We start from the raw sequence: 20,151 nt of genomic DNA on the forward strand, positions 1-20,151 counted from the left end.
GTCAGTATTCCCAGTTTTCATCTCAGCATAAATTTCCCCATTCAAGCATCCTGAATGGGGATTGACGCAAAGAATTAATTTGAAAAAAATAATTGAGTTAATGTGACTCGTTGGGTTGTTATACGCGCTTTTGCAAGTGTTGATAGTACCAATTAGGTTAGGTCTGTTTAAGTCTGTATCAAAGGTTTGTTGTTATGGAGAAGTCGGCAATTTACTAGCAGAGAGCGTCCGGCTCAGGGCAATTTTCTCTAAAGCCAGCCGTAGGTCGTCACGCCCATGAAAGCTGTCAATCCGATGCAGCACCTTGCCCCCTTCAAACCAAAGTAGGGTCGGCAAGGTAGTGAGTCGATAGGTGCTAGATAGCTTGAGGCTTTCGTCTGCGTTGATCCCCACTAACTTCACTTGCTCACCCCACTCCGCCTGGAAGTGGCTGAGCAGAGGATTAATCATGCGGCAAAGACCACACCAAGGAGCCCCAAAATTTACTAAAACGGGAGTTGGAGATTCTAAAACCTCTTGTTTAAACGTCCGCTCATTCACAGACAATTGCATGATCCCTCAAGGTTTGTTATTTGATCTCGTTTGGGATCATGCTACCAGCCTACGCTCCCCGTGGCACGCATTAAAAGTGGATGTGCCCACCAAAAAATTAGGACAAATCCTGCTACTCCTACATAAGCAGGACGCATAAACTCCCGCCAACTAAGGGTTTGATGACCTTGCCAGACCGCTAAAAAAGGAATTACGGAAGTGCGGGATTTTAGGGTTTCAAAAGATTCACCATAGCGCGCTTGGAGACGGCGATCGCCATGCCACACGGCAAAGAGATGATGCGCCATTAGACCCACCGAGGTCAAAAGTGTAAAGGTAGTGCCCAACCATAGCGTATGAGCAATACACCAAATTAGCTGCCCTACCATTTGCGGATGGCGGGTAACCCGCATGATCCCCGTCTCAAACAAATGGACTTGAGGTTTTTGGATGGCTGCAACTTCCAACAAGTTAAATGTCGCTGGATAAAGAAACAAAAAGGAAATAGCCGAGAGAATCCAAACTGTTTCTTTGACGCCAGGGACCCCTTGCACCTGCCAAAGCTGCAACCCGTCGTAGCGGTGATTAAAGAAGTAAATAATTAGCACTGAGGCGAAGGGCAAACTCACCAGCGCAAATAAAACTCGATAGAGGCGAGGGCCAATCAATTTCTCGCCACGGGATCGCAGGGCTGCCAAGCCACTATGGGCGATCGCAAATCCCAAGAGCAGCCCCAGCATAATCAAGTGGCTAGAGGTCAACCAATCGTAGGACATTCTAAAGTTGGAGAGAGCAAATTTAGTTACCAGGTTATAGGGTATCGTTTTTTGCCAACTGCCTTACGCTCTAACCTTGCCCCTCTATAGCCGTGCCCCTTAACTGCTAAAACATCAAATCTAGGTCAAACTCTCTCAAGTCAATCGTATGAATGTGCCCTTGCTGAGTCGCTTGCTGCCAGGTCGCCAGCAAAACCCCAAAATTGCTAAAAGTAGCGATCGCTGTAGCTAACGTGGGGGAATCCGCAGAAGTAACGGTGGGGGCAGCGATTTGACCTAATTGTTGGCCTTCTTCGTCTAATAAAACTAGTTGTCCCTGGCGATCGGCCAAAACATAACCCCAAGCTGTAGCAACAAATATGGCTGGCTCTAGATTGACTCTAATTCGCCGTACTCGCAGCGGCTTGAGATCGATTAGCACCATTGAGTCTGTACAACCTGCCTCTTTTCCCAAGACGCGGTAGGGAATCGCACTCGAAATGAGTGAGTCAACCGCCAAAGGCAGTAACCAAGAACCCAGCCGCTGTCCCCGTCGGGTGTAACCGACAATTAAGGTTCCAGTAGACACACCAGATTGGCCGCTTCCACTTAATGGCTTGCTACTGCTAGAGAGTACGCCTGTGGAGGAGCTTTCTGTGGAGTTGTCACCTAGGGTAGAGATCACCGCAAGATGTCGCGAATCTAATGCCAGGATTTGGCAGGAACTAGCGGATTGATGCTCGATCGCCGCTTGAGCGACAAATTGTTGGTCTGGTTGTCCAAGCTGATGACGCCAAATCGTGATTGCTGTTGCCATCGTCTCATGCTGATGAGCCGCTGTTGCTAACCAATTGCCTTGGGGTGCGATAGTAGCCACAAATTCGGAATCGAGCTGCACTAGTAGTCGAGTTAAGAGACGTCCATCATCACTAGCAGCAGGAATCACCGGATTTAAGGGCAACAGGTAAATCGAGCGAGACGCGATCGCAAAACAGCCCTGCGGACGAGCTACCAAAGCCTGAATCCTCTCCGGAACTGCGATCGCACCCACCCGTTGTTTCCGAATGGCTAGAGGGATGGTTGGAGAAGCCATCAACTGATCAGCAATAATCTCTCCATTACAAGCGAGGTTTGTGCTGCGATAAAGCCATTGGCCTGCGGAAGAAGCTATCACTGCCAAGCTAGCCATCGAAGCGATTAAAGGCTCCTGCTCTACGCTATGAAAGGTGCATTGGGGCGTTGAGGAGTGAGGAGAGGGCAAGAGGGGCAAGTAAATCGACTCTAGCGGCAACCTAGCACCTAGTTCTTCCACAGCCAACTGAGCAGCAGCCAACATTTCTTCAGCCGTCTGGAAGCGTCGAGCTGGCAGTTTTTGTAGCGCAGTCAGCACGACTTGACTAAGTTCGGCTGGGACAACCTCTGAAATATTGACGGGTGAGTTCAAATGAGCCGACATCAACTCCACAGGCGAGCCAGAAAAAGGGCGATAACCGAGCAGCAGCTCGAAAAATAAAATACCCAACGCGTAGAGATCAGAAGAGAGAAAGTACTGCCCATAGAAGCGCTCAGGAGCCATATAGGCAGGCGAACCCGTATTCCCCGCTTCTTGAGCGAGTTCTCGACTTAAGCGAGCAATGCCAAAATCTGAGATCCTTGCCGTCCAGCCGCGAGGTTGGGTATTGAGTAAAATGTTTTCTGGCTTAATATCACAATGCACAATGCTGCGCTGATGGGCATGAGATAGCCCCGCCAGAATATCTAGCATCAGCTTTAGACCTTGGGCCAAAGTTAGGGGTGCCGCCCCCTCCATTAAGCTGCGTAGTGTGCCACCCTCGCAATAATCCATGACTAGGTAGCGACCGCGACGAGTATGCTCCAAAGCTTGGCAGGTCACAATGTTGGCATGCTGTAAGCTCAGCAGAAAACGCAACTCGCGGAGGAATTTATGCGTAGGAAAGCGTTGATGATCTAGCTCTTTGAGCGCAACCAAACGACCTGTTTTACGATGACTGGCGCAAAAGACACGACCAAATTGCCCCTGACCTACCAACCCAAGCAATCGATACTTGGAGCGTTTTAGGGGTTGGGAAGCAGGTGGATCAGGACGGGCTAACCGATTTGACACAAGTTAAGCCAATTTAAGCGCAAAGTTTTTGCATAATCGCTTCATGGTCTAGCTGATTCTCTACCATAGCTTCTGCTGGCTCCAGCCGCTTGGCTAAGCCTAAGATAAAACGATTGCGATCAGCGCCCATTGATTCACAGGTCGTCTGCACACAGTAAAGGTCTTTATTGGTTAGCTGGCTGAAGAACGAGCTGAGAATTCCAGCTTCTAAAAAGCAGACCGGACGATTGAGTTTAGGAGCATGCTGAGCAAAGGGAGAATTCACGATCTCTACCACCAAAAATCCTCGGTTTTGATGGGATTGATCTAAATCAATTTTCCCCCAACCGTGAGTCAGCCAACATTGCTGTAGAGATTGCAAAAACTCAACCATTGCCATGTCAGCTAAGGCAGTGCCGTAATAATCGTTCAGCTCTTCGCAAAAGCGAGCATAAAAGTTTTTACCCCACCAGCGACCACAGTTCATTAAAACTAAACGAGTCGCTTGGCCTGTTTCTTTATCTAGGCCCGCATAAATGCCTTGAATCAAAGTCTCAGGCAAGGCCAATAAGCGATCGCCTCGACGGTTTTCCAGTAGGCCCAGTTCTAGGTCGCCCTGAACATAAGCATCGGTCGCAAAATAATTGCCAGGAATACGATTATCAATCAGTAGATCAGCAACAGAAATCATAAAAACTGCTCTAAAGAAATTCAGTGACGAATGGCTAGAAGTTTGTCAGAAAGTGAAGAGAATCGCGATCGCTTCAGGCTATCTCAAAACTTTAAGCCTTACCCTGGTTTAGTAACGTATTTTGAGCCAACGCTAGCGGCGGTTTCAACAAGTTCAACTGCTGGGGAGTGAGAACTTGGCTTAAACGCTGATTCAGGAACCGATACAGCGTCATGTCAACCGTTTGCGTATTATAGGTTTGGACCGTGCGAGTCAGCCAACTCAGCAAGCGATTCTGCACGAAAGAATTGTCATTAAGCAACATCGACATGGCACAGTAACGCAGCAGCAGCAAAGCATGCTTGATGCTCCGCTCTAGAGTTTCTGTTTCTTCCTGGGGCAGCGCTGCCTGCAATTGATTAGCGACCTGTTGCATCACGTCCAATTCCTGATCCCGCAGATGCCGATAGGCTTCTAGTCGTTGAGGCAAAGAGTCCACATACTGGCTTAAGACACCTAGTTCTTCAGGTTTTAAGTAACGACTCTCAGCTTCATCGAAAAGCGATTCAATTTGTTGGTGCATAATTACAGGCCAGATTTAGAAGTTGCAAGAAAGCGCTCACCCAAAAGCGAGCTGAGAGTGGCAAGCTAAGCTAACTATGAGAAGCCAAAGGGACAAGCTAAAAGCGGCAGCCTAAAAAAGGCTAGAGAAATCATCCAGGGTCAAGTCATTCGCTACCGATACAGGTTGCGATGTGGGAGCTAAAACTGCCACAGGAGCCGCTGCCACCACACCTTCCCAGTTGATGGCACCAAAGAATTGGTTCACACTCAGAGTCAAGCTCAAAGGAGTGTTGGTTCCTTGTAATCCCTGAAGTTTCAGCTCTTGCACTTCAGCTGACTGGTCTTCCCAATTAAAACCTGTAAAAAAAGTTTGAACTGAGGACTGCAACCAACTCTTGGATTGGGTTTCAGGTTTAGTGCCATTGGGTGGAGCAACAGTGATAGCAGTCATCCCAATCTATCCCCCAAACGTAGACGCTTCTCAATATCTCGTGCTGTAGCACCTTCATTGAGCCAGAAGGCAGCTGCATCAATCCGATCTTGTCCACCCAACAAAAACTTGCAGTAGGTCTCGCCCATTGAGTAGCACTGAATTTCAATGCAGCTCAGTTGCTTTTTCACCATTTCTGTAAAGAAGCCCGCAAATAAGCCTGCGTACAAATAACAAACAGGCTTGCCAACGTCCCCTAGGGAGCGAGCGACGGCTGAGTCAAACAGGTTGATGAACATAAATCCCTGTTTGCGATCGCCCAAGTCTACTTCCCAGCGTCCCCAACCTTGCGAGGTAAAAGGCCACCACCAAGTTTCTAGGAGGAACAATAAGTTAGTTTGGCGCATGTTGCGTTCAAACTCTTTCTCAAACCATTTTTCAAAGAAAAAAGAATCTTTCTGCCCCCACTCACAACCAATGGTGTACATGATGGCGGCAGAAGCATCACCGACTTCCTCTTCCAGACCTTCGACCAAGCCAATAATAAAGTCTTCACTGGTCAGAAGATTTTGACTACCGTTCCAATCTACGATCGTGCCGCGATCAGGATCAAACTGAAAGAAGTCTTTGAAGCCGTAGTGATTATGCTTCTTAGCAATTTTGTTTTTAAGGGCTTGGGAGCTGTTAGCTGCGATCACCATAGGATGCTCTTGGCAAAGTGCAAATGGACTGAAATAGAAACAAACGTAAGGGTTTTAATTTGCGCTCTCACTCAGCTCACTGATCCGCAAAAATGGCTAGAGCAATGCGGCAGGCTGATGTTTAACAAAACTGCGTTCCTATTTTAAGGGCTGGCGAAACTAGAGGTTGTTGGGTCTTTACAATGCTTAGTCTCTTAGGATCACCCACGGAGCATTCCAATCTGAAACAGTCTGCAACGGTCCGGGAAAATCCCAGCTTCCCCACTGATCAATATTCCCTAAATGCTATAAATCTAACAGTTATAAATCTATAGCAGCCCTAAATCATTGGAAAACCAGCCTAGTTTGTCAGAGTTGTGCTTCTCACCTAAGAATCCGGCGAGCCCCCTAGCAAAGCACGATTTAGCTCTAGGATGGGACAAAACAAACGGGCTTCTGGAGGAGTTAAGTGTTGCTGCACCACCTCTTGCATGATCTGATAGGTGGCATCGCAACTCCGTTGGGCTCCAAACGCTTTCATCACTGTTTGCATCCAATACAGTAGGCGATCGCGCAGCCAATCGGCATCATTGAGCAACATTGCGATCGCAGAGTAACGCAATACTCGGATGGTATCTCGTCGCCATTTCCCAGTTACATCTTCCGAGCCATTTTGAAGCAATGAGGGGTCGAGCGATCGCAGCTTGGCTTGTACCTGTTGAACAATGGTAGCCTCAGCTACTTGGAGTCTGGCATAAGCACTCAGGCGAAGATTAAAAGACTGAAGATAGTCACTGATGAACTGTAGCTCTTCATCCGTGGCATATCGACCATCTACTGCTTGGCTCAGATATTGAATTTGACTCAGCATGGGTGTGGAGCGTTGGCCAAAGGCTTAAGTTCTCTTAATAATGCCCCAGGTTTGAAGATTAGGAACACAACCAACCCCAACCTATGCGCTAAAGCGAGGAAAAGCTAAGGCAAAAAAGCTAGATCAATAGGGTCACTAAGTTGAAGATCGGATTCACTCCCCTTAGAACAGCCCTTAAACATCAGTGGTATGAGGGAAATATTCTCCGACTTTGAAACTCGTGTCTTCTAGTTGCTTCAGCATAGAACGAGTAATCAATTTTCCGACTTCAACTAGGACTTGGCCTGTAATCGGGTGGAGTAAATCTTGCTCGGCTCGTCGCCCGATTAGCGCCTCAATATCCTGTAACGAGTTGATGTACATACCAGGTGGTAGCTCCACCACCACACCATTGCCTAACACTCGCGATTGACAAGCGAGGCGGGAGTTAGGTTTGCATGTAGTAATGATTTCTAAAGTTCGCTGCTCCCGGCGGTTCATGGGGGAGAGGGAGTCCATCCCCTGGCTCACATAAACGTGACAGGTGGCACACATGCCTCGCCCACCGCATTCTTTGAGCACGTCTAAGTCTTTGTTGATCAAAATTGAGAGCAGACTGCCGTTGGTTTCAACCGAAGTTTGCTGGGCGATCGGTTCTAGTCGAACAATTTTAGCCATATTTTTAACACCGAATTCTGTAGAAAAACTTATGGAGATTGCTGTAATAAGATTTGTTTTTGGCGGTCATTTAAGGCTCTTTGCTCAACAATGGTGGGAAAGTCACGAATAACTTGAGAACACCGTTTGATGAACGCAACCACCCACTGCTGAATCCATTGCTGTTGTTCAGTCGTAATTGGTTGGTTGGTGCCTTGAGCCAGTGGGCTAGAAAAGGTGAGCTGAGCTGAGCGATCGACCTGGAAGTTATGCAACCAATCCAAATCCGGACGACTAGATTTCCAATAGTTGGTGATCACTGCCGTACCAAGGTACTGGGTGGTGAACTGGCTCAGGTGATTGAGTGTTGTCAGTAGCTCCTTTAGATCTACAGGGGCATAACTAGGGGCATGGGACTCTAGGCCAACCGGAGGTGGAGTCTGCGGGGGTGTAGATGAACTTTGTTTACCATTTAAGGGTGTAACAGCAGGCTCTAAGTCTGAAAGGGATGGATTGATAGCAGCGGGTGAGTCGCGACTAAAAGAGCGAGCACCTGTGGTTAGGCTGGAGTCTAGAGTGCTGGTGGGGTTGCCATCAATCCGCTGTTTCCAGTAGTTGTGGCCTGACATGGTGACATCGCTGGCTAATAAGCGGAAAGTTGCGATCGCGGTGGTGATGTCTTCTTGCAAAGCGGCTTTGAGGTTGACGATCGCTTCTAAATAGTCTGCATAAACTAGCTGTGAGCGTGCTAACACCAACAAAATAATGCCGTGCTCAAGTTTATAGATGAAAACTTGGTGCCCCGTGAATTGAAAGACGAAAGATTCAAATCCATCTGGGGTCGTTTCAACTACTTGCCGAATTCCTTGAGCGAGTGCTTCTTTCTGTTGAAAGTTTAATGTTTGATCGACGCCACAAAAGTAAGGGCGCGATCGCCCATCCATTAGGGCAACACCCGCAATTCCTGGTAAATTCAGAAAGTCCCGGACAACCTCCCGCTTCATAAATGCTTCAAACGCTAAGTTTCATTTATTTTCAATTTCGCTGCAATGGATCCGGTTTAATTTGTGCCACAAAGTAGTGTGGGGAAGAAATCTGGTTTCCGATTGCCTAACTAGCATCATCCTAGAATCCATACAATACATGCACCCACCGTCGCAAATTTTACATTTCCCTAAATTCTGTAAATTCTGTTAATTTCTGTTCATTGACTTGGTGCTACTAGGCTCCTTTTTCGCAGGTTTAGCCGTTATGTCTGACCTTCCTTTTACCTTGGATCAACTCCGTATTCTCAAAGCGATCGCCGCTGAGGGAAGTTTTAAGCGAGCCGCTGACAGCTTGTATGTCTCTCAACCCGCCGTCAGTTTGCAGGTACAGAATCTAGAGCGGCAACTCGATGTGCCGTTGTTCGATCGTGGTGGTCGTCGGGCTCAACTGACTGAAGCAGGTCACCTACTCCTCAGTTATGGGGAAAAAATCTTAACGCTGTGTCAAGAAACCTGTCGCGCGATCGAAGATCTGCAAAATCTTCAAGGTGGCACCCTAATTATTGGCGCGAGTCAGACGACGGGAACTTACCTACTTCCTCGCATGATTGGCTTATTTCGGCAACAATACCCTGATGTCTCGGTGCAGTTGCATGTTCATTCCACCCGTCGAACCTCCTGGAGTGTAGCGAATGGACAAATTGACCTAGCGATCATTGGAGGTGAGGTTCCTCCTGAACTGCAAGATTCATTAGAAATTATTCCCTACGCTGAAGACGAACTCGCACTCATCTTACCTGTGTTTCACCCTTTTGCTAGGGTGAGCACGATTCAGAAAGAAGACCTTTATAAACTGCAATTTATTGCCTTAGACTCTCAATCCACGATTCGCAAGGTGATTGATCAAGTTTTAACGCGCTGTGGGATTGAAACTCGTCGCCTCAAGATTGAGATGGAACTCAATTCGATAGAGGCGATTAAAAATGCGGTGCAGTCGGGCTTAGGAGCTGCCTTCGTCTCAGTTTCTGCCATCGAGAAAGAACTTCAGATGGGGGTCCTCCATCGAGCCAGGATTGATGAGGTCGTCGTTCAACGGATGCTCTCTGTCATTCTCAATCCCAATCGTTACCGCTCGAAAGCCGCTGAAGCGTTTCTCAATGAGGTTTTGCCTCGATTCAGCAACCCAAATCAGGCTATGAAGCAGCACGAGGCTGAACTTTTAGGATCACCTGCTTTGACAACCGTGGTTCCTAGCTCTAGTGGTATGGATTAGCCCAATTGCCATCACTTGAAAGCTCATGGATCTTTACTGCACCCGTCCAGGCTGCCTAAGACCGCAAAATTCGTTTGCTGATTTAGATAACACCCAAGTTTTGAAAACAGTGCCACAAAAGTATTGCACCACTTGTGGCATGTCTTTAATTTTGCTGGGTCGTTACTTGCCACTGAAGCTCTTAGGCAAAGGTGGCTTCGGGGCTGCATTTCTGGCTCGCGATCGCTACACCCCAGCAATGCGCCAATGTGTGGTTAAGCAGTTCCAGCCGTCAGGTGACTTGAGTGCTGATCAGATTGAAGTAGCTAAAAATCTTTTTGAGCGTGAGGCCGAAGTTCTAGAGCAACTAGGCAACAACCACCCCCAGATTCCTGATCTATTTGCTTTTTTCTCCTTGACGGTGCCGAGCCGCACTTCTAATAAGCAAGACGAATTTTTCTACTTGGTGCAGGAGTTTATAGACGGCCAGAATATGGAGGAGGAGCTAGCTCAGAAGGGGCAGCTTTCCCAGGATGAGGTGGTGGAAGTTTTGGTGGAAGTACTGAAGATTTTGCGGTTTGTGCATGACAATCATTCCATCCATCGCGACATTAAACCCTCCAACATCATGAGGCACCGCAATGGTCGTATTTATTTGCTAGACTTTGGCGCGGTTAAGAAGGCGGCAGGCGCTACCTCAAAATCCTCAACTGGAATCTACTCCACTGGCTATGCCCCACCCGAACAAACCTCCGGCGGCCAAGTGTACCCCGCTACAGATTTATACGCCCTTGCGGTCACTTGTATTCATTTATTGACAGGCAAAGAACCTGGTGACCTCTTTGACTCTTACAGCAATTCCTGGAATTGGCGATCGCAGGTAACGCTTAGCGCTCGCCTGGCTGATGTTTTAGATCGGATGCTCTTAGCCACACCAAGCCAGCGCTTCCAATCTGTAGCCGAGGTCACGGCAGCACTGGCACTAGGGGCTACCCCGTCAGTTTCTCCCCCGCCGCCTGTTTCCCCAGGTACTGCAGCAACTCCCCCGCCGCCTGTTCCAGTTTCCACTTCCCCGACTCCTCCACCACCACCTGTTGTTAGTCCTCCTGCCCCACCCTCGATGACTCGGCCTCGCTTCTCCACGCTGGAACTACTAGGTGGCGCGGCATTTACAGGGTTTGAGGGAGGACTAATTGCGATCGCGCTTACGAGCTTGTTCCAACCGCTTTGGATTGGGGTTGGAGTCTCGCTGTTGGTTTTGAGTGTCTTGGTGTGGGCTCAATCTCGGCGTGTGATCGAAAAGGTGGATCTGGTGATTATTACCGGAATTACGCTGGCTCTAATGTATCTGCTTAGGGGGTTCTGGACGTTGACGTTCTTCCCCAACATTTTAATTGTCGTGACCTTTGCTGGACTGATCGCGATCGCAGTGGCCGCTCTATTTCGTCTGGTTTACACCCTATTGTCTCGTTTTCTGTAGGCAGGATTCATGGCTCAGAAAAATGAAACGGCTACACTCGTCTTGGCGCTTTTAATTACCCTTGGTTTAGTCGGCGGGGGTACTGTGTGGCTCATGAGACGCTCTGGCGCTCCATTAGGTGGGTTGCTACAGCCAACGTCACAAAAGAAATCTGACTCACGTAGTGATTTGCCACCAGCCGTTGCTAGCCAGCCAGGAAGCAAACTTCAAGGCTTTGCAGACGTTCAAAATATACCCTCTGGGTCCTTTAAGTACGGGGGCAGCACTTCGTGGGCTCCTCTGCGTTTAACCGTTGACTCCGCAGTTCAAGCAGCCAGACCTGAATTTCAACTGCGTTACTTGGGACCTGATTCAGGCTCGGCCAGTTCGGGTAGTGGCATTCGCATGTTAATCAACGATCGCTTGGCCTTTGCTCAGTCTTCTCGACCGATTTTGGAGTCAGAGGCAAATAAGGCAGAGCAACAAGGGAAAGAACTCAAGCAGATTCCAGTTGCGATCGATGGGATTGCCGTTGCGGTGAATCCAGGACTCAACTTGCCAGGGCTAACACTGGCGCAACTCAAAGCCATTTACACAGGCCAAACTACCAATTGGAATCAGGTGGGAGGCCCTAACCTTAGTATCACACCATACACCCGCCCCACGAACTCCGGTGGTACAGTTGAACTGTTTGTCGAAGATGTGTTGGGAGGGCAAACGTTCGGCCCTACTGTAGAATTTGTTTCTACGACCACACAAGCGATTCGCAAGTTGGCGGAAGATCCTGGGGGAGTGTACTTTGCTTCCGCTCCCGAAGTAGTGCCCCAATGCACAATTAAGCCTTTACCTTTGTCTCGTCAGGGCAGCAGCTTCATCGCTCCCTATCAAGCGCCACTGGTTACCTCCTCGCAATGCCCCGCTCAGAGAAATCGGCTGAACACAGATGGATTTCAACAGGGACAGTATCCTTTAATCCGAAATTTGTACGTGGTGATTCAACAAAATGGTCAAGCTGAAGAAAAAGCAGGCGAGGCTTATGCCAATTTTTTATTGACAGAAGAAGGCCAAAATCTAATTGCCAGAGCAGGTTTTGTCAGGATTCGCTAAGCCGCTATGTCACCCAAAAATGAAACTGCCGTTCTTGCTGCCTCATTGTTAATCACTCTAGGTCTTCTGGGGGCTGGTGCTTGGTGGATGACGCATCGCACCCCTGGTTCTGGCATCAGCACGCTGCTCAATCCTAAAGCGGGTGAGTCTCCTGATGCCAAACTGGATTCCCAGCAACCCATCATTAGTTTTGGGGAACAGACGCTGAGCCCAGGAGCACCCAGCCCCCGCAAAGAGAACGGCATGAAAGCCCTTGCTCAGGAAAGCTATGACCAAGCAATTGGTAGTTTTACGGCGGCTTTGAAAGAGCAGCGCAATGACCCCGAGACTTTAATTTTTCTGAATAATGCTCGTGTTGGTCAGCGCAAAAGCTATGCGATCGCAGTTGTAGCTCCTGTGAACACGGACCTAAATGGAGCTTTAGAAATTTTTCGCGGGGTAGCTCAAGCGCAAACTGAAATTAATCGGGCTGGAGGCATTAACGGCACATTGCTCAGGGTCGCGATCGCCAATGACGACAACAATCCAGAGCTTGCCAAACGAGTTGCTGCGGCCTTAGCAGAAAACAATCAAATCTTAGGGGTGGTGGGTCACTTTGCTAGTGACGCTTCTTTAGCAGCAGGCTCCGTTTATGAAGCTGAAGAGCTGGTTGCCATTTCTCCTGTCAGCACTTCTGTAAAACTATCAGGCTTTAGCAATTATGTTTTTCGCACTGTCCCTAGCGACTATGTGGCAGCCAGAGCATTAGCAGATTACATGCTGAGCAAGTTACAGCAAAAGAATGCCGCGGTTTTCTTCAATTCTCAGAGTAACTACAGCAAATCTCTCAAATCTGAATTTGTCAGCTCGGTTCTGACGCGAGGTGGACAAGTAACCGCAGAATTTGATCTGGCTGAGGCCAACTTTAGTGCGGCCAAAAGTATTGAGCAAGCCGTGAAGCAAAATGCTGAAGTGCTCATGTTAGCCGCTACGACCGATAGCCTAGACAGAGCGCTCCAAGTTGTTCAGCTCAATCGCAAACGCCTTGATGTTTTAGGTGGTGATGATGTTTACACCCCTAAAACCTTAGAAATCGGGGGCGATGCCGCCGCAGAAATGGTCTTGGCTGTGCCGTGGCATATTAACACTGATCCAACTTCTCCCTTTCCCCAGGAATCTCAAAAACTGTGGGGTGGTGATGTCAACTGGCGGACTGCCCTGGCTTATGATGCGACGCAAGCGCTCTTTGCAGCCTTAAGGCAAAGCCCAACCCGAGCAGGCATCCAACAGGCGTTATCTAGTGCCGACTTCTCTACGACAGGCGCTTCAGGCACCATTCGATTTCTGCCTTCTGGCGATCGCAATGCTTCGGTTCAACTCGTCAAAATTGCTCCTGGCTCGCGATCGGGAACGGGTTATGATTTTGTCCCTGTGCCATCACAGTAGTTGCCCACTCAGTTCCCGCAGTAATATTCCACCTCACTAATTTTGGCTTCGCCTGCCTAGGAGCACCCTAAGTTTAATCTGGCGAAGTAATATAGCAATCCAAATGGGTTGTGCCTGTTATAGCAAGCAATTAATTTTGATTTCACTGTCAATTTAGCGAAATCAACTGGATTTACACTGATATTTTCTGGCTTAACTAAAGATATACTGCTGTGGCAATCAGTACGAGATAATACTAAAACTGGACCTTGTCGCCTGCCAATTAACTTAGTAAACAAGTTAACAATATTAATCATTTTATTCTTGTATAGCAGTTTCCAAGAATTTGGGAATAAATAGGATTTGGGACAGATATATCCTTTACGCGCATCACTCATTCACTACTTTAGGATAGCTATATATTTTTTTATTGAAGAACTAGTTAAAGTCCGGATTGAACAAAGAATTATTCCTACACTAGAATGAGTGGACTTCACCACTCTCAAGCCATCTTTACTAAATCCACTGCTTTCGCAGGGAATTAAAATAACAAGAGCTTGAAACAATAATTTTACAGCTTAGCTTTGCTGCCGATGGATAGTGTAAATCAGCTATTAAAGCATGCGCCAATTGGCATTCTCTACGAAAGTTTAGAGGGTGGTATTTTAAAGGCTAACTCAGTTTTTTGTCGCTTGATTGGTTATAGCGAAGCTGAACTACGACGGCTAGATTATCGCAGCATTACTCATCCAGAAGATTTACCCTTAGAACTTAATTTACTACAGCAAATCATTCAAGGCCAGCCAAGTGAAACGGTAATAAAAAAACGCTTTTTCTCTCAGGATGGCTCGCTTATCTGGGCAGAAGTGAAACTGGCTTTAGTTGGTGAGCCAGTAGATGAAGACAGTTACCTGATGATTTTTGTCACAGACTTGAGCGATCGCCAGCGTGTAGCGGAAGAAATTCAACAGCGACGAGAACGCGAGGCCTTACTAAGTGACATTTCGGCCCAAATTCGCACTACGTTTGATTTCTCAGCGATCGTCCAGCTTGCCGTAGTCCGACTACAACAGGCCCTAGACACAGATCGCGTCTTAGCTTATCAGTTGCTACCAGATCAAAGCGGCACCTGTATTGCCGAGTCAGTTAGCTTGTGCTATCCAGCAATGCTGGGGCAAAGTTTTCCAGCGGAGTGCATCCCTCCGCCTTATATAGAGGCATACCGTCTAGGCAAGCTTTGGTGTGTAGCCAATGTAGAGCAAGAACCTTTGGCAGACTGCCACCGAGCCATGCTCAAACAAGTGCAGACTCGCAGCATGATTGCCGTTTCTATTCAACGCATTCAGGAAACAGTAGATCCACAAAAGCGGACCTTGTGGGGCTTGCTGGTCGTCCACCACTGTCGAACTCCGCGAAACTGGACGACCGATGAGCAGCAATTAGTTCAAGCGGTCGCCGACCAAGTCACGATCGCGCTAGAGCAAGCTAGCTTACTGCAACAGTTGCAAACCTATGCTCAAGAATTAGAAGATCACGTCAACCAACGCACTCGATCTCTAGAGCGATCGCTGCAATTTGAGCAACTCATCCGCAGCTTAACCGAAACCCTCCGCAAAGACTTATCAGAAGATCAAGTCCTCAAAGCCGCTGTAGAAGGCTTAGTCCAAACTTTAGCAATCGATGGCTGTTATGCCAGCCTGTTTCACCCCCGTCAGCGATCGCTAGAAGTTCGCTATGAACACTCCTCCCCTCCCTCAGATCAGTCCTTAGTCGGGCAACGCTTTGCAATCCAAAGTTGGCCAGAACCATGCCGTCAAAAGCTCTTAGCGGGCGAAGCCTGTATTCATGAAGTTTCCTGGGCATCCCTTCGAGAGTTACCTTTACCCATATTGGTTCGCAGCGATCGCGCTGCCTCAGAACCGTTAAACTCTGACTCAACAGTGATTACCCAACTGATTAGCCCCATCCTGGATAATCAAGGTTTGATTGGAGCCTTGTGTGTCTACCACACTCAACCCCGCCACTTTGAGCCAGCCGAAATCAAGCTGATAGAGCAGGTAGCCAACCAATGCGCGATCGCCTTACGCCAAGCCTATTTGTATCGCCAAGAACATGAGCAACGCGCTAGCGCTGAGCATTTCCGTTTATTTCTAGAGAAATCGATTGATATCTTTGTCGAATACGACCAAGAGCAGCGGTATATAGCCATCAATTCCGCTGGCCTCGCCTTGTTGGGATACCCGCTACCCGAAGTTTTGGGTAAAACCAACCGAGAGCTGCTAGGTTCCTCCGGGCAGGAGCTTGATCAACTCATTGCCCAAGCCTTCAAAACCGGAGAACCCGTTTTCGTCGATCACGAGCTTTCTCTACCATCAGGCACCAGACTGTTTGAAACAATCTATACACCCATCGCTGATCCAGCCGGAGTTGTGCAGCGAGTCGTGGGAGTCTGTCGAGACATCAGCGATTTTAGAAGACAGTGGCAACTCTTAGAAACTCAAAATCATCAACTCACTGAAACAACTCGGCTAAAAGAAGAATTCATTGCGACTACTAGCCATGAATTGCGGACCCCTCTGACCGCGATTTTGGGGTTCTCCAACGTTCTATTGCAAGAATTTTTTGGCCAGCTCAATCCCAAACAAAAAGACTATATCGAGCGCATCCACCTGAGCGGGCAGCACCTGCTCGACTTAATTAATGACATTTTGGATTTGTCACGCTTAGAGGCCGATCGCCTAGAACTCGAACCTCAGCAGATTTTTATCAATGATATTTGTGAAAGCGTCATTAGTTTGATTCAAGAGCATGTCGAGAATCAAAATCTGAGCTTAGAAATGGAAGTTGAGCCAGAACTAGAATATATCGTGGCTGATCCTAGACGCCTCAAACAGATGTTGCTTAACCTACTGACCAATGCCGTGAAGTTCACTCCAGCGGGGGCAGTGGGAATGAAAGTCTACCGCTCTCACCAGCAACAATCCGATAGTATCCCAGATACCGTTAATTTTCTGGTGTGGGACACAGGAATTGGCATCGCCAAAGCCGAGCAAGATCTACTATTTACGCCATTCTCACAAATTGACAACTCTCTGTCTCGGCAACACCAAGGCAGCGGACTAGGGCTGGTAATTACCCGCAAGTTAGCAGAACTCCATGGCGGCTCCATTACACTGGAGTCTGAGAGCGGAAACGGGTCACGCTTTATCCTGTCCTTGCCACTACAAGAGTCTGCGCAGCCCTTGCTAGGCTTGAATTACATAGCCATAAAGCCCATGACCTAGCGTGACCGCATTGGGCTCAAACCACAACTGGCATGAGCGACTAGCTAGCACCAACTGGGCTAGTTAGCCCTCATACTCAGCACCCTAAGAATAGATTGTCAACAGAAATAATAAATAGTTTTAGCGATGCGCGATAGATTCGGCAGGCAAGCACAGCAGATTATCGCCTTGGGTGTAGATCAAGCCCTTCTGTCGCAGCTTACCCATCAAGCGGGTTACCGTGACGCGAGTAGAGCCGATCGCACTCCCAATCTGAGCATGGGTAAGAGACCAAGGAAGGAAATAACCATTCTCGCAGGGTTCACCAAACTCTTCAATTAGCAAAGTCAGAAACCCTAACAAACGGTCAATGGTCCGACGCTGGCCCAAAGTACTCAACCACAGCAATTTGCGTTGGTGTTGGTAGCGGAAGGCGTCTAGTACTTCTCGGCGAAAATGTGGCCAATTATCTAGATCGTGCCAATACATCCAAACCACCGAGGTTTGGTCTACGTGAGCATAGCTTTGCAGTGTGAATGGAGACTGAGCTACAATCTCAAATGGCTGTCCGGCACCCACAAAACCTAGAAAAGCTTCTTCTGGACTAATGCGGGGAAGGCGCGAATTGCCTGTGGCACTGACTTGAGCACTTCCCACTAGGCGGACAGAGCCCTTTTGTACTAGATACAGTAAACCAGGACGAGCAGGGATTTTCTCGTCTTTGCTGAAGACACGACAGCGGTAGTGCTCCTGAGACCAATCTAAGATGCGCTGCCAGGTTAGGAAAGGTCGAGATGCTTCTGAAGGTGAGGATACTGAGTACATAAGACCAGGCTTTTAGAAACTAAACAGATAAGGACCTAAGACAGCAAACTTGTTAAGGGGGGCACGGACGATTAAGCTCAAATTAACTCCTCAGGCTAGGTCAATTTTATACAGCTAGCTTGGCTTGACTCTGTTCAGTGTTTCCATCTCTGTACTAACAATCGTACATGAAGAAATGTATAAACACGGAGAAGGTCAAATGCCATGAACTCTCATTTTTCAAGAAAGTTCCGACGCTCTGCTGACCTATTAGCCTAAAGTGAGCAGGTTAAACCTGGTTATCCTCGTACCATACGTGAGTAAGAGTTTACCGATCGTTACCTACCCTGCGCTGCAATTATTGTTACTGAGGCAGTTACAAGAGGTAATCTGCCTACGGAGTGATGTTTTCCCAAAAGTTTGCTCTTTAACAACACCAACGATAGAATCCAGCCTGCTACCAAATGGAGAGCCAAAACTGGTGATTTCTGTACAGCGGGTCAAGGGAAAAATGCCGATTTTGTACAGTTCGGCGATCGCTTTACAACTCGCCAAGCATTGCCAGAAGCCAGCTATAGAGCTTGCAAGGCTAATCACTGAGCACTTTTCCCAAGCAGCGCTCGTTCAGAATTCACCTGACGAACCTCTCTTAGCAGGCGTGAGTTTTAGCTTAAGGAATTTTACGGTGAAGTTTGAACCGTCTGGTTGGCTTTATTTTGAACTGATACCCCAAGGCTTGGCTGATTGGTTACAGTGCATGACGTATCATTCGACCCCGCAATTGCAACAGTCAGTTGAGGGGGTTAGGCAAGAACTGAGCCCAGTAGTAGCTCCACAAAAGTCATCAAAGGTTAATCAAGGTCATATTTTTGACCCGTTTGCAGTTCAGTATACTCACGCTCGCTGTTGCTCTTTGCTACGTTTAGCGCGGGAGCAGGGATTACTAGCTGAGGAGTCTGTCTATATAAATAGCTTGACTTCAAGCGCGATCGCAGCCCCAAGGAATCCTTGGTTAAACTCACAGAGCGAACTACGTTTAGTGCATCCCGCTGAACAAAGTTTGATTTTTGCCCTGATTGATACAGTCGATGAGTTACAGAGCCTGTTAGCCGCAGCGATCGCATTGCCTTTAGAGCCCAAAGGGTACCGCATGGTTGAGAGGTTAGTCGCAGTCTTGGCAAAAGCGTTTCTAAGTTTCTACGATGCTTGCCGTTTTTGGGGGCATGTTCAGCAGAGCGATCAAGCTTTGGTGCAAGCGCGGCTAGGTTTGGTCTTGGCGACTCAGCCTCTCTTGCAAGTACTAATACAAGAGGTGTTGGGCTTAGTAGCCCCTACCGAACTATAGAAGTATGCTCAGCGCTAAGTCAGCACTAAGACAGAATTTTGGCTCAAAAGCGGTTGGCTAAAGCGTTCAAGTCCTAAGGTTATTACCATAAAACTCTCATATTGTGGATATCAAATGTAGTATCTTATGAAATTTGTTTGAAGAGGGGGTGACAAAGCTGTGTCAGTCAGTTATATTAAATCTTGTGTGAGGAGCGAACCAGTCAGGGCACCGAGACGAAACACGGCCAGTCGTCGGTGCCCTTTCTGACTTTTAAACCAGCATTTCCCCATCCAAATTACAGAACAAACTCTTCGATCGCAGCGGCAGCTCCATCCAACTCTACGCTGGGAGCAACCCAACTCGCGATCGCTTTTACGTCATCTGGTGCATCTCCCATCGCCACACCAACTCCGGCGTATTCCAGCATTTCTAGATCATTAAAGTTGTCGCCTACGGTCATCACATTTTCGGCTTTAAGACCTAGCATCTCTTCGGTGAGGTATTTCACAGCAATGCCTTTATTCACTAAAGGATTAGTCGCCTCAAAGAAAGTCGCCACTGATTTGGTCAGGTAAAGTTCTGCGGGGGTGTAACGTTGGCGCAACCCACCAAATAATCGCTCAATCACTTCTGTGTCATCGCTCAAGGCCAATACTTTTGTGGGTTCATCGGTCAGCGCTCGACGCAAATCTCCCACCACAATCGGCTCTACTTCGGAGCGCTCAGCATAAATCTTGGTTTCTGGCGTCAGTTCTCGAACATAGAGCTGATCATTGATATAGAAATGCACCGATAGCAGCGATCGCAACTCTGGCTGCTCGAAATAATCTAATAAATGGTGGGCTGTTTCCTTAGAGACAGGCCAATGACGGAGCGTTTGTTGAGTCGATACATCTTTAATCAAGGCTCCTTGATAAGCTAGGAGCGGCAAGTCAGAGCCAACAGCTTGGTGGAAACGCACCGCTGAACAAAACATCCGCCCTGTGGCGATCGCCACCTTTACACCTTTGGCTTGGGCGGCCCGAATCGCTTGCTTGACAGGTTCACGAACTTGGTTGGAAGTTCCAGCGATCGTGCCATCAATATCCAAAACCAATAACTGAATGTCTTTGGGCGTTACCTCGGTAGACTTTGCTGAAGCGGGTGGAGTGGCTGTAGATTCCTGCATCGTGACTTCCTCAGGTGCTAGCTGGTAAAGGCTGAACTGTTGTGTTGGTATTCAATCCTCAGGGTATCAGGCTCAGCCGACCTGCCTTCAGGTAACAGCGAAAGTGCAATCGCCCGTCTTAGATTGACACAAATGCAGCG

18 protein-coding genes are annotated in these 20,151 nt (G+C 48.1%); 6 read left to right on the top strand and 12 right to left on the bottom strand.

From position 1 onward, the window contains the following. Window positions 1–192 precede the first annotated feature (192 nt). From H6F72_RS19265 to H6F72_RS19310, 10 genes are all read right to left on the bottom strand, one after another. Window positions 193–552 carry a co-chaperone YbbN gene (locus H6F72_RS19265; RefSeq protein WP_190439293.1) on the bottom strand — a complete coding sequence of 120 codons (360 nt, stop codon included), beginning with the start codon at window positions 550–552 and terminating at the stop codon, window positions 193–195. Window positions 553–593: 41 nt separating this feature from the next. After that, window positions 594–1,307, bottom strand: a complete 714-nt coding sequence (locus tag H6F72_RS19270) for an NnrU family protein (protein WP_190439298.1) — start codon at window positions 1,305–1,307, stop codon at window positions 594–596. A 106-nt stretch (window positions 1,308–1,413) separates the two neighbouring features. Continuing rightward, window positions 1,414–3,411, bottom strand: coding sequence for a protein kinase (locus H6F72_RS19275; protein ID WP_190439301.1), 1,998 nt, complete (start codon window positions 3,409–3,411; stop codon window positions 1,414–1,416). A 13-nt stretch (window positions 3,412–3,424) separates the two neighbouring features. Next, a complete protein-coding gene (locus tag H6F72_RS19280) occupies window positions 3,425–4,081 on the bottom strand; it encodes a V4R domain-containing protein (protein ID WP_190439303.1) in 657 nt (218 codons plus the stop codon). Between the two features lie 91 nt (window positions 4,082–4,172). After that, the gene (locus tag H6F72_RS19285) at window positions 4,173–4,643 is read right to left on the bottom strand and encodes a hypothetical protein (protein WP_190439305.1); all 471 of its coding nucleotides are present in this window, start codon (window positions 4,641–4,643) and stop codon (window positions 4,173–4,175) included. Between the two features lie 111 nt (window positions 4,644–4,754). Further along, window positions 4,755–5,075: a hypothetical protein gene (locus tag H6F72_RS19290; protein ID WP_190439308.1), complete on the bottom strand. Its 321-nt coding sequence runs from the start codon at window positions 5,073–5,075 to the stop codon at window positions 4,755–4,757. Beyond that, window positions 5,072–5,755, bottom strand: a complete 684-nt coding sequence (locus tag H6F72_RS19295) for a V4R domain-containing protein (RefSeq protein WP_190439311.1) — start codon at window positions 5,753–5,755, stop codon at window positions 5,072–5,074. Before H6F72_RS19295 ends, H6F72_RS19290 begins: the two co-directional genes overlap by 4 nt. Window positions 5,756–6,122: 367 nt before the next feature. Further along, window positions 6,123–6,605: a phycobilisome protein gene (locus H6F72_RS19300; protein WP_190439313.1), complete on the bottom strand. Its 483-nt coding sequence runs from the start codon at window positions 6,603–6,605 to the stop codon at window positions 6,123–6,125. Between the two features lie 174 nt (window positions 6,606–6,779). Then, the gene (locus tag H6F72_RS19305; protein WP_190439315.1) at window positions 6,780–7,262 is read right to left on the bottom strand and encodes a 2Fe-2S iron-sulfur cluster-binding protein; all 483 of its coding nucleotides are present in this window, start codon (window positions 7,260–7,262) and stop codon (window positions 6,780–6,782) included. 29 nt (window positions 7,263–7,291) lie between these two features. Further along, complete coding sequence (locus H6F72_RS19310; RefSeq protein ID WP_190439318.1) at window positions 7,292–8,245, bottom strand: hypothetical protein; 954 nt, start codon at window positions 8,243–8,245, stop codon at window positions 7,292–7,294. Between the two features lie 247 nt (window positions 8,246–8,492). Here H6F72_RS19310 and H6F72_RS19315 point away from each other — a divergent pair, with 247 nt between their 5' ends. The 5 genes from H6F72_RS19315 to H6F72_RS19335 all read left to right on the top strand — a co-directional run bounded on the left by H6F72_RS19315 (window position 8,493) and on the right by H6F72_RS19335 (window position 16,733). Then, a complete protein-coding gene (locus tag H6F72_RS19315; RefSeq protein ID WP_190439320.1) occupies window positions 8,493–9,500 on the top strand; it encodes a LysR family transcriptional regulator in 1,008 nt (335 codons plus the stop codon). Window positions 9,501–9,525: 25 nt separating this feature from the next. After that, window positions 9,526–10,959, top strand: a complete 1,434-nt coding sequence (locus H6F72_RS19320) for a serine/threonine-protein kinase (protein WP_190439322.1) — start codon at window positions 9,526–9,528, stop codon at window positions 10,957–10,959. Window positions 10,960–10,968: 9 nt separating this feature from the next. Continuing rightward, a complete protein-coding gene (locus tag H6F72_RS19325) occupies window positions 10,969–12,045 on the top strand; it encodes a PstS family phosphate ABC transporter substrate-binding protein (protein WP_190439324.1) in 1,077 nt (358 codons plus the stop codon). Between the two features lie 6 nt (window positions 12,046–12,051). Then, window positions 12,052–13,470, top strand: coding sequence for an ABC transporter substrate-binding protein (locus H6F72_RS19330; RefSeq protein ID WP_190439328.1), 1,419 nt, complete (start codon window positions 12,052–12,054; stop codon window positions 13,468–13,470). A gap of 572 nt (window positions 13,471–14,042) precedes the next feature. After that, complete coding sequence (locus tag H6F72_RS19335; protein WP_190439331.1) at window positions 14,043–16,733, top strand: GAF domain-containing protein; 2,691 nt, start codon at window positions 14,043–14,045, stop codon at window positions 16,731–16,733. Window positions 16,734–16,853: 120 nt separating this feature from the next. Here the strand turns inward: H6F72_RS19335 and H6F72_RS19340 are convergent, their stop codons facing one another. Beyond that, a complete protein-coding gene (locus H6F72_RS19340) occupies window positions 16,854–17,537 on the bottom strand; it encodes a Crp/Fnr family transcriptional regulator (RefSeq protein WP_190439334.1) in 684 nt (227 codons plus the stop codon). Window positions 17,538–17,997: 460 nt separating this feature from the next. Here H6F72_RS19340 and H6F72_RS19345 point away from each other — a divergent pair, with 460 nt between their 5' ends. Further along, a complete protein-coding gene (locus H6F72_RS19345; protein WP_190439337.1) occupies window positions 17,998–18,861 on the top strand; it encodes a DALR anticodon-binding domain-containing protein in 864 nt (287 codons plus the stop codon). Window positions 18,862–19,138: 277 nt separating this feature from the next. On the opposite strand, the gene H6F72_RS19350 is transcribed toward H6F72_RS19345, so the two are convergent. Next, on the bottom strand, window positions 19,139–20,011 hold the full coding sequence (locus tag H6F72_RS19350) for a Cof-type HAD-IIB family hydrolase (RefSeq protein WP_190439340.1): 873 nt from the start codon (window positions 20,009–20,011) through the stop codon (window positions 19,139–19,141). Window positions 20,012–20,151 lie beyond the last annotated feature (140 nt).

Origin of the sequence: Trichocoleus sp. FACHB-46 (assembly GCF_014695385.1) — a bacterium.
Classification (GTDB): Bacteria; Cyanobacteriota; Cyanobacteriia; order FACHB-46; family FACHB-46; genus Trichocoleus.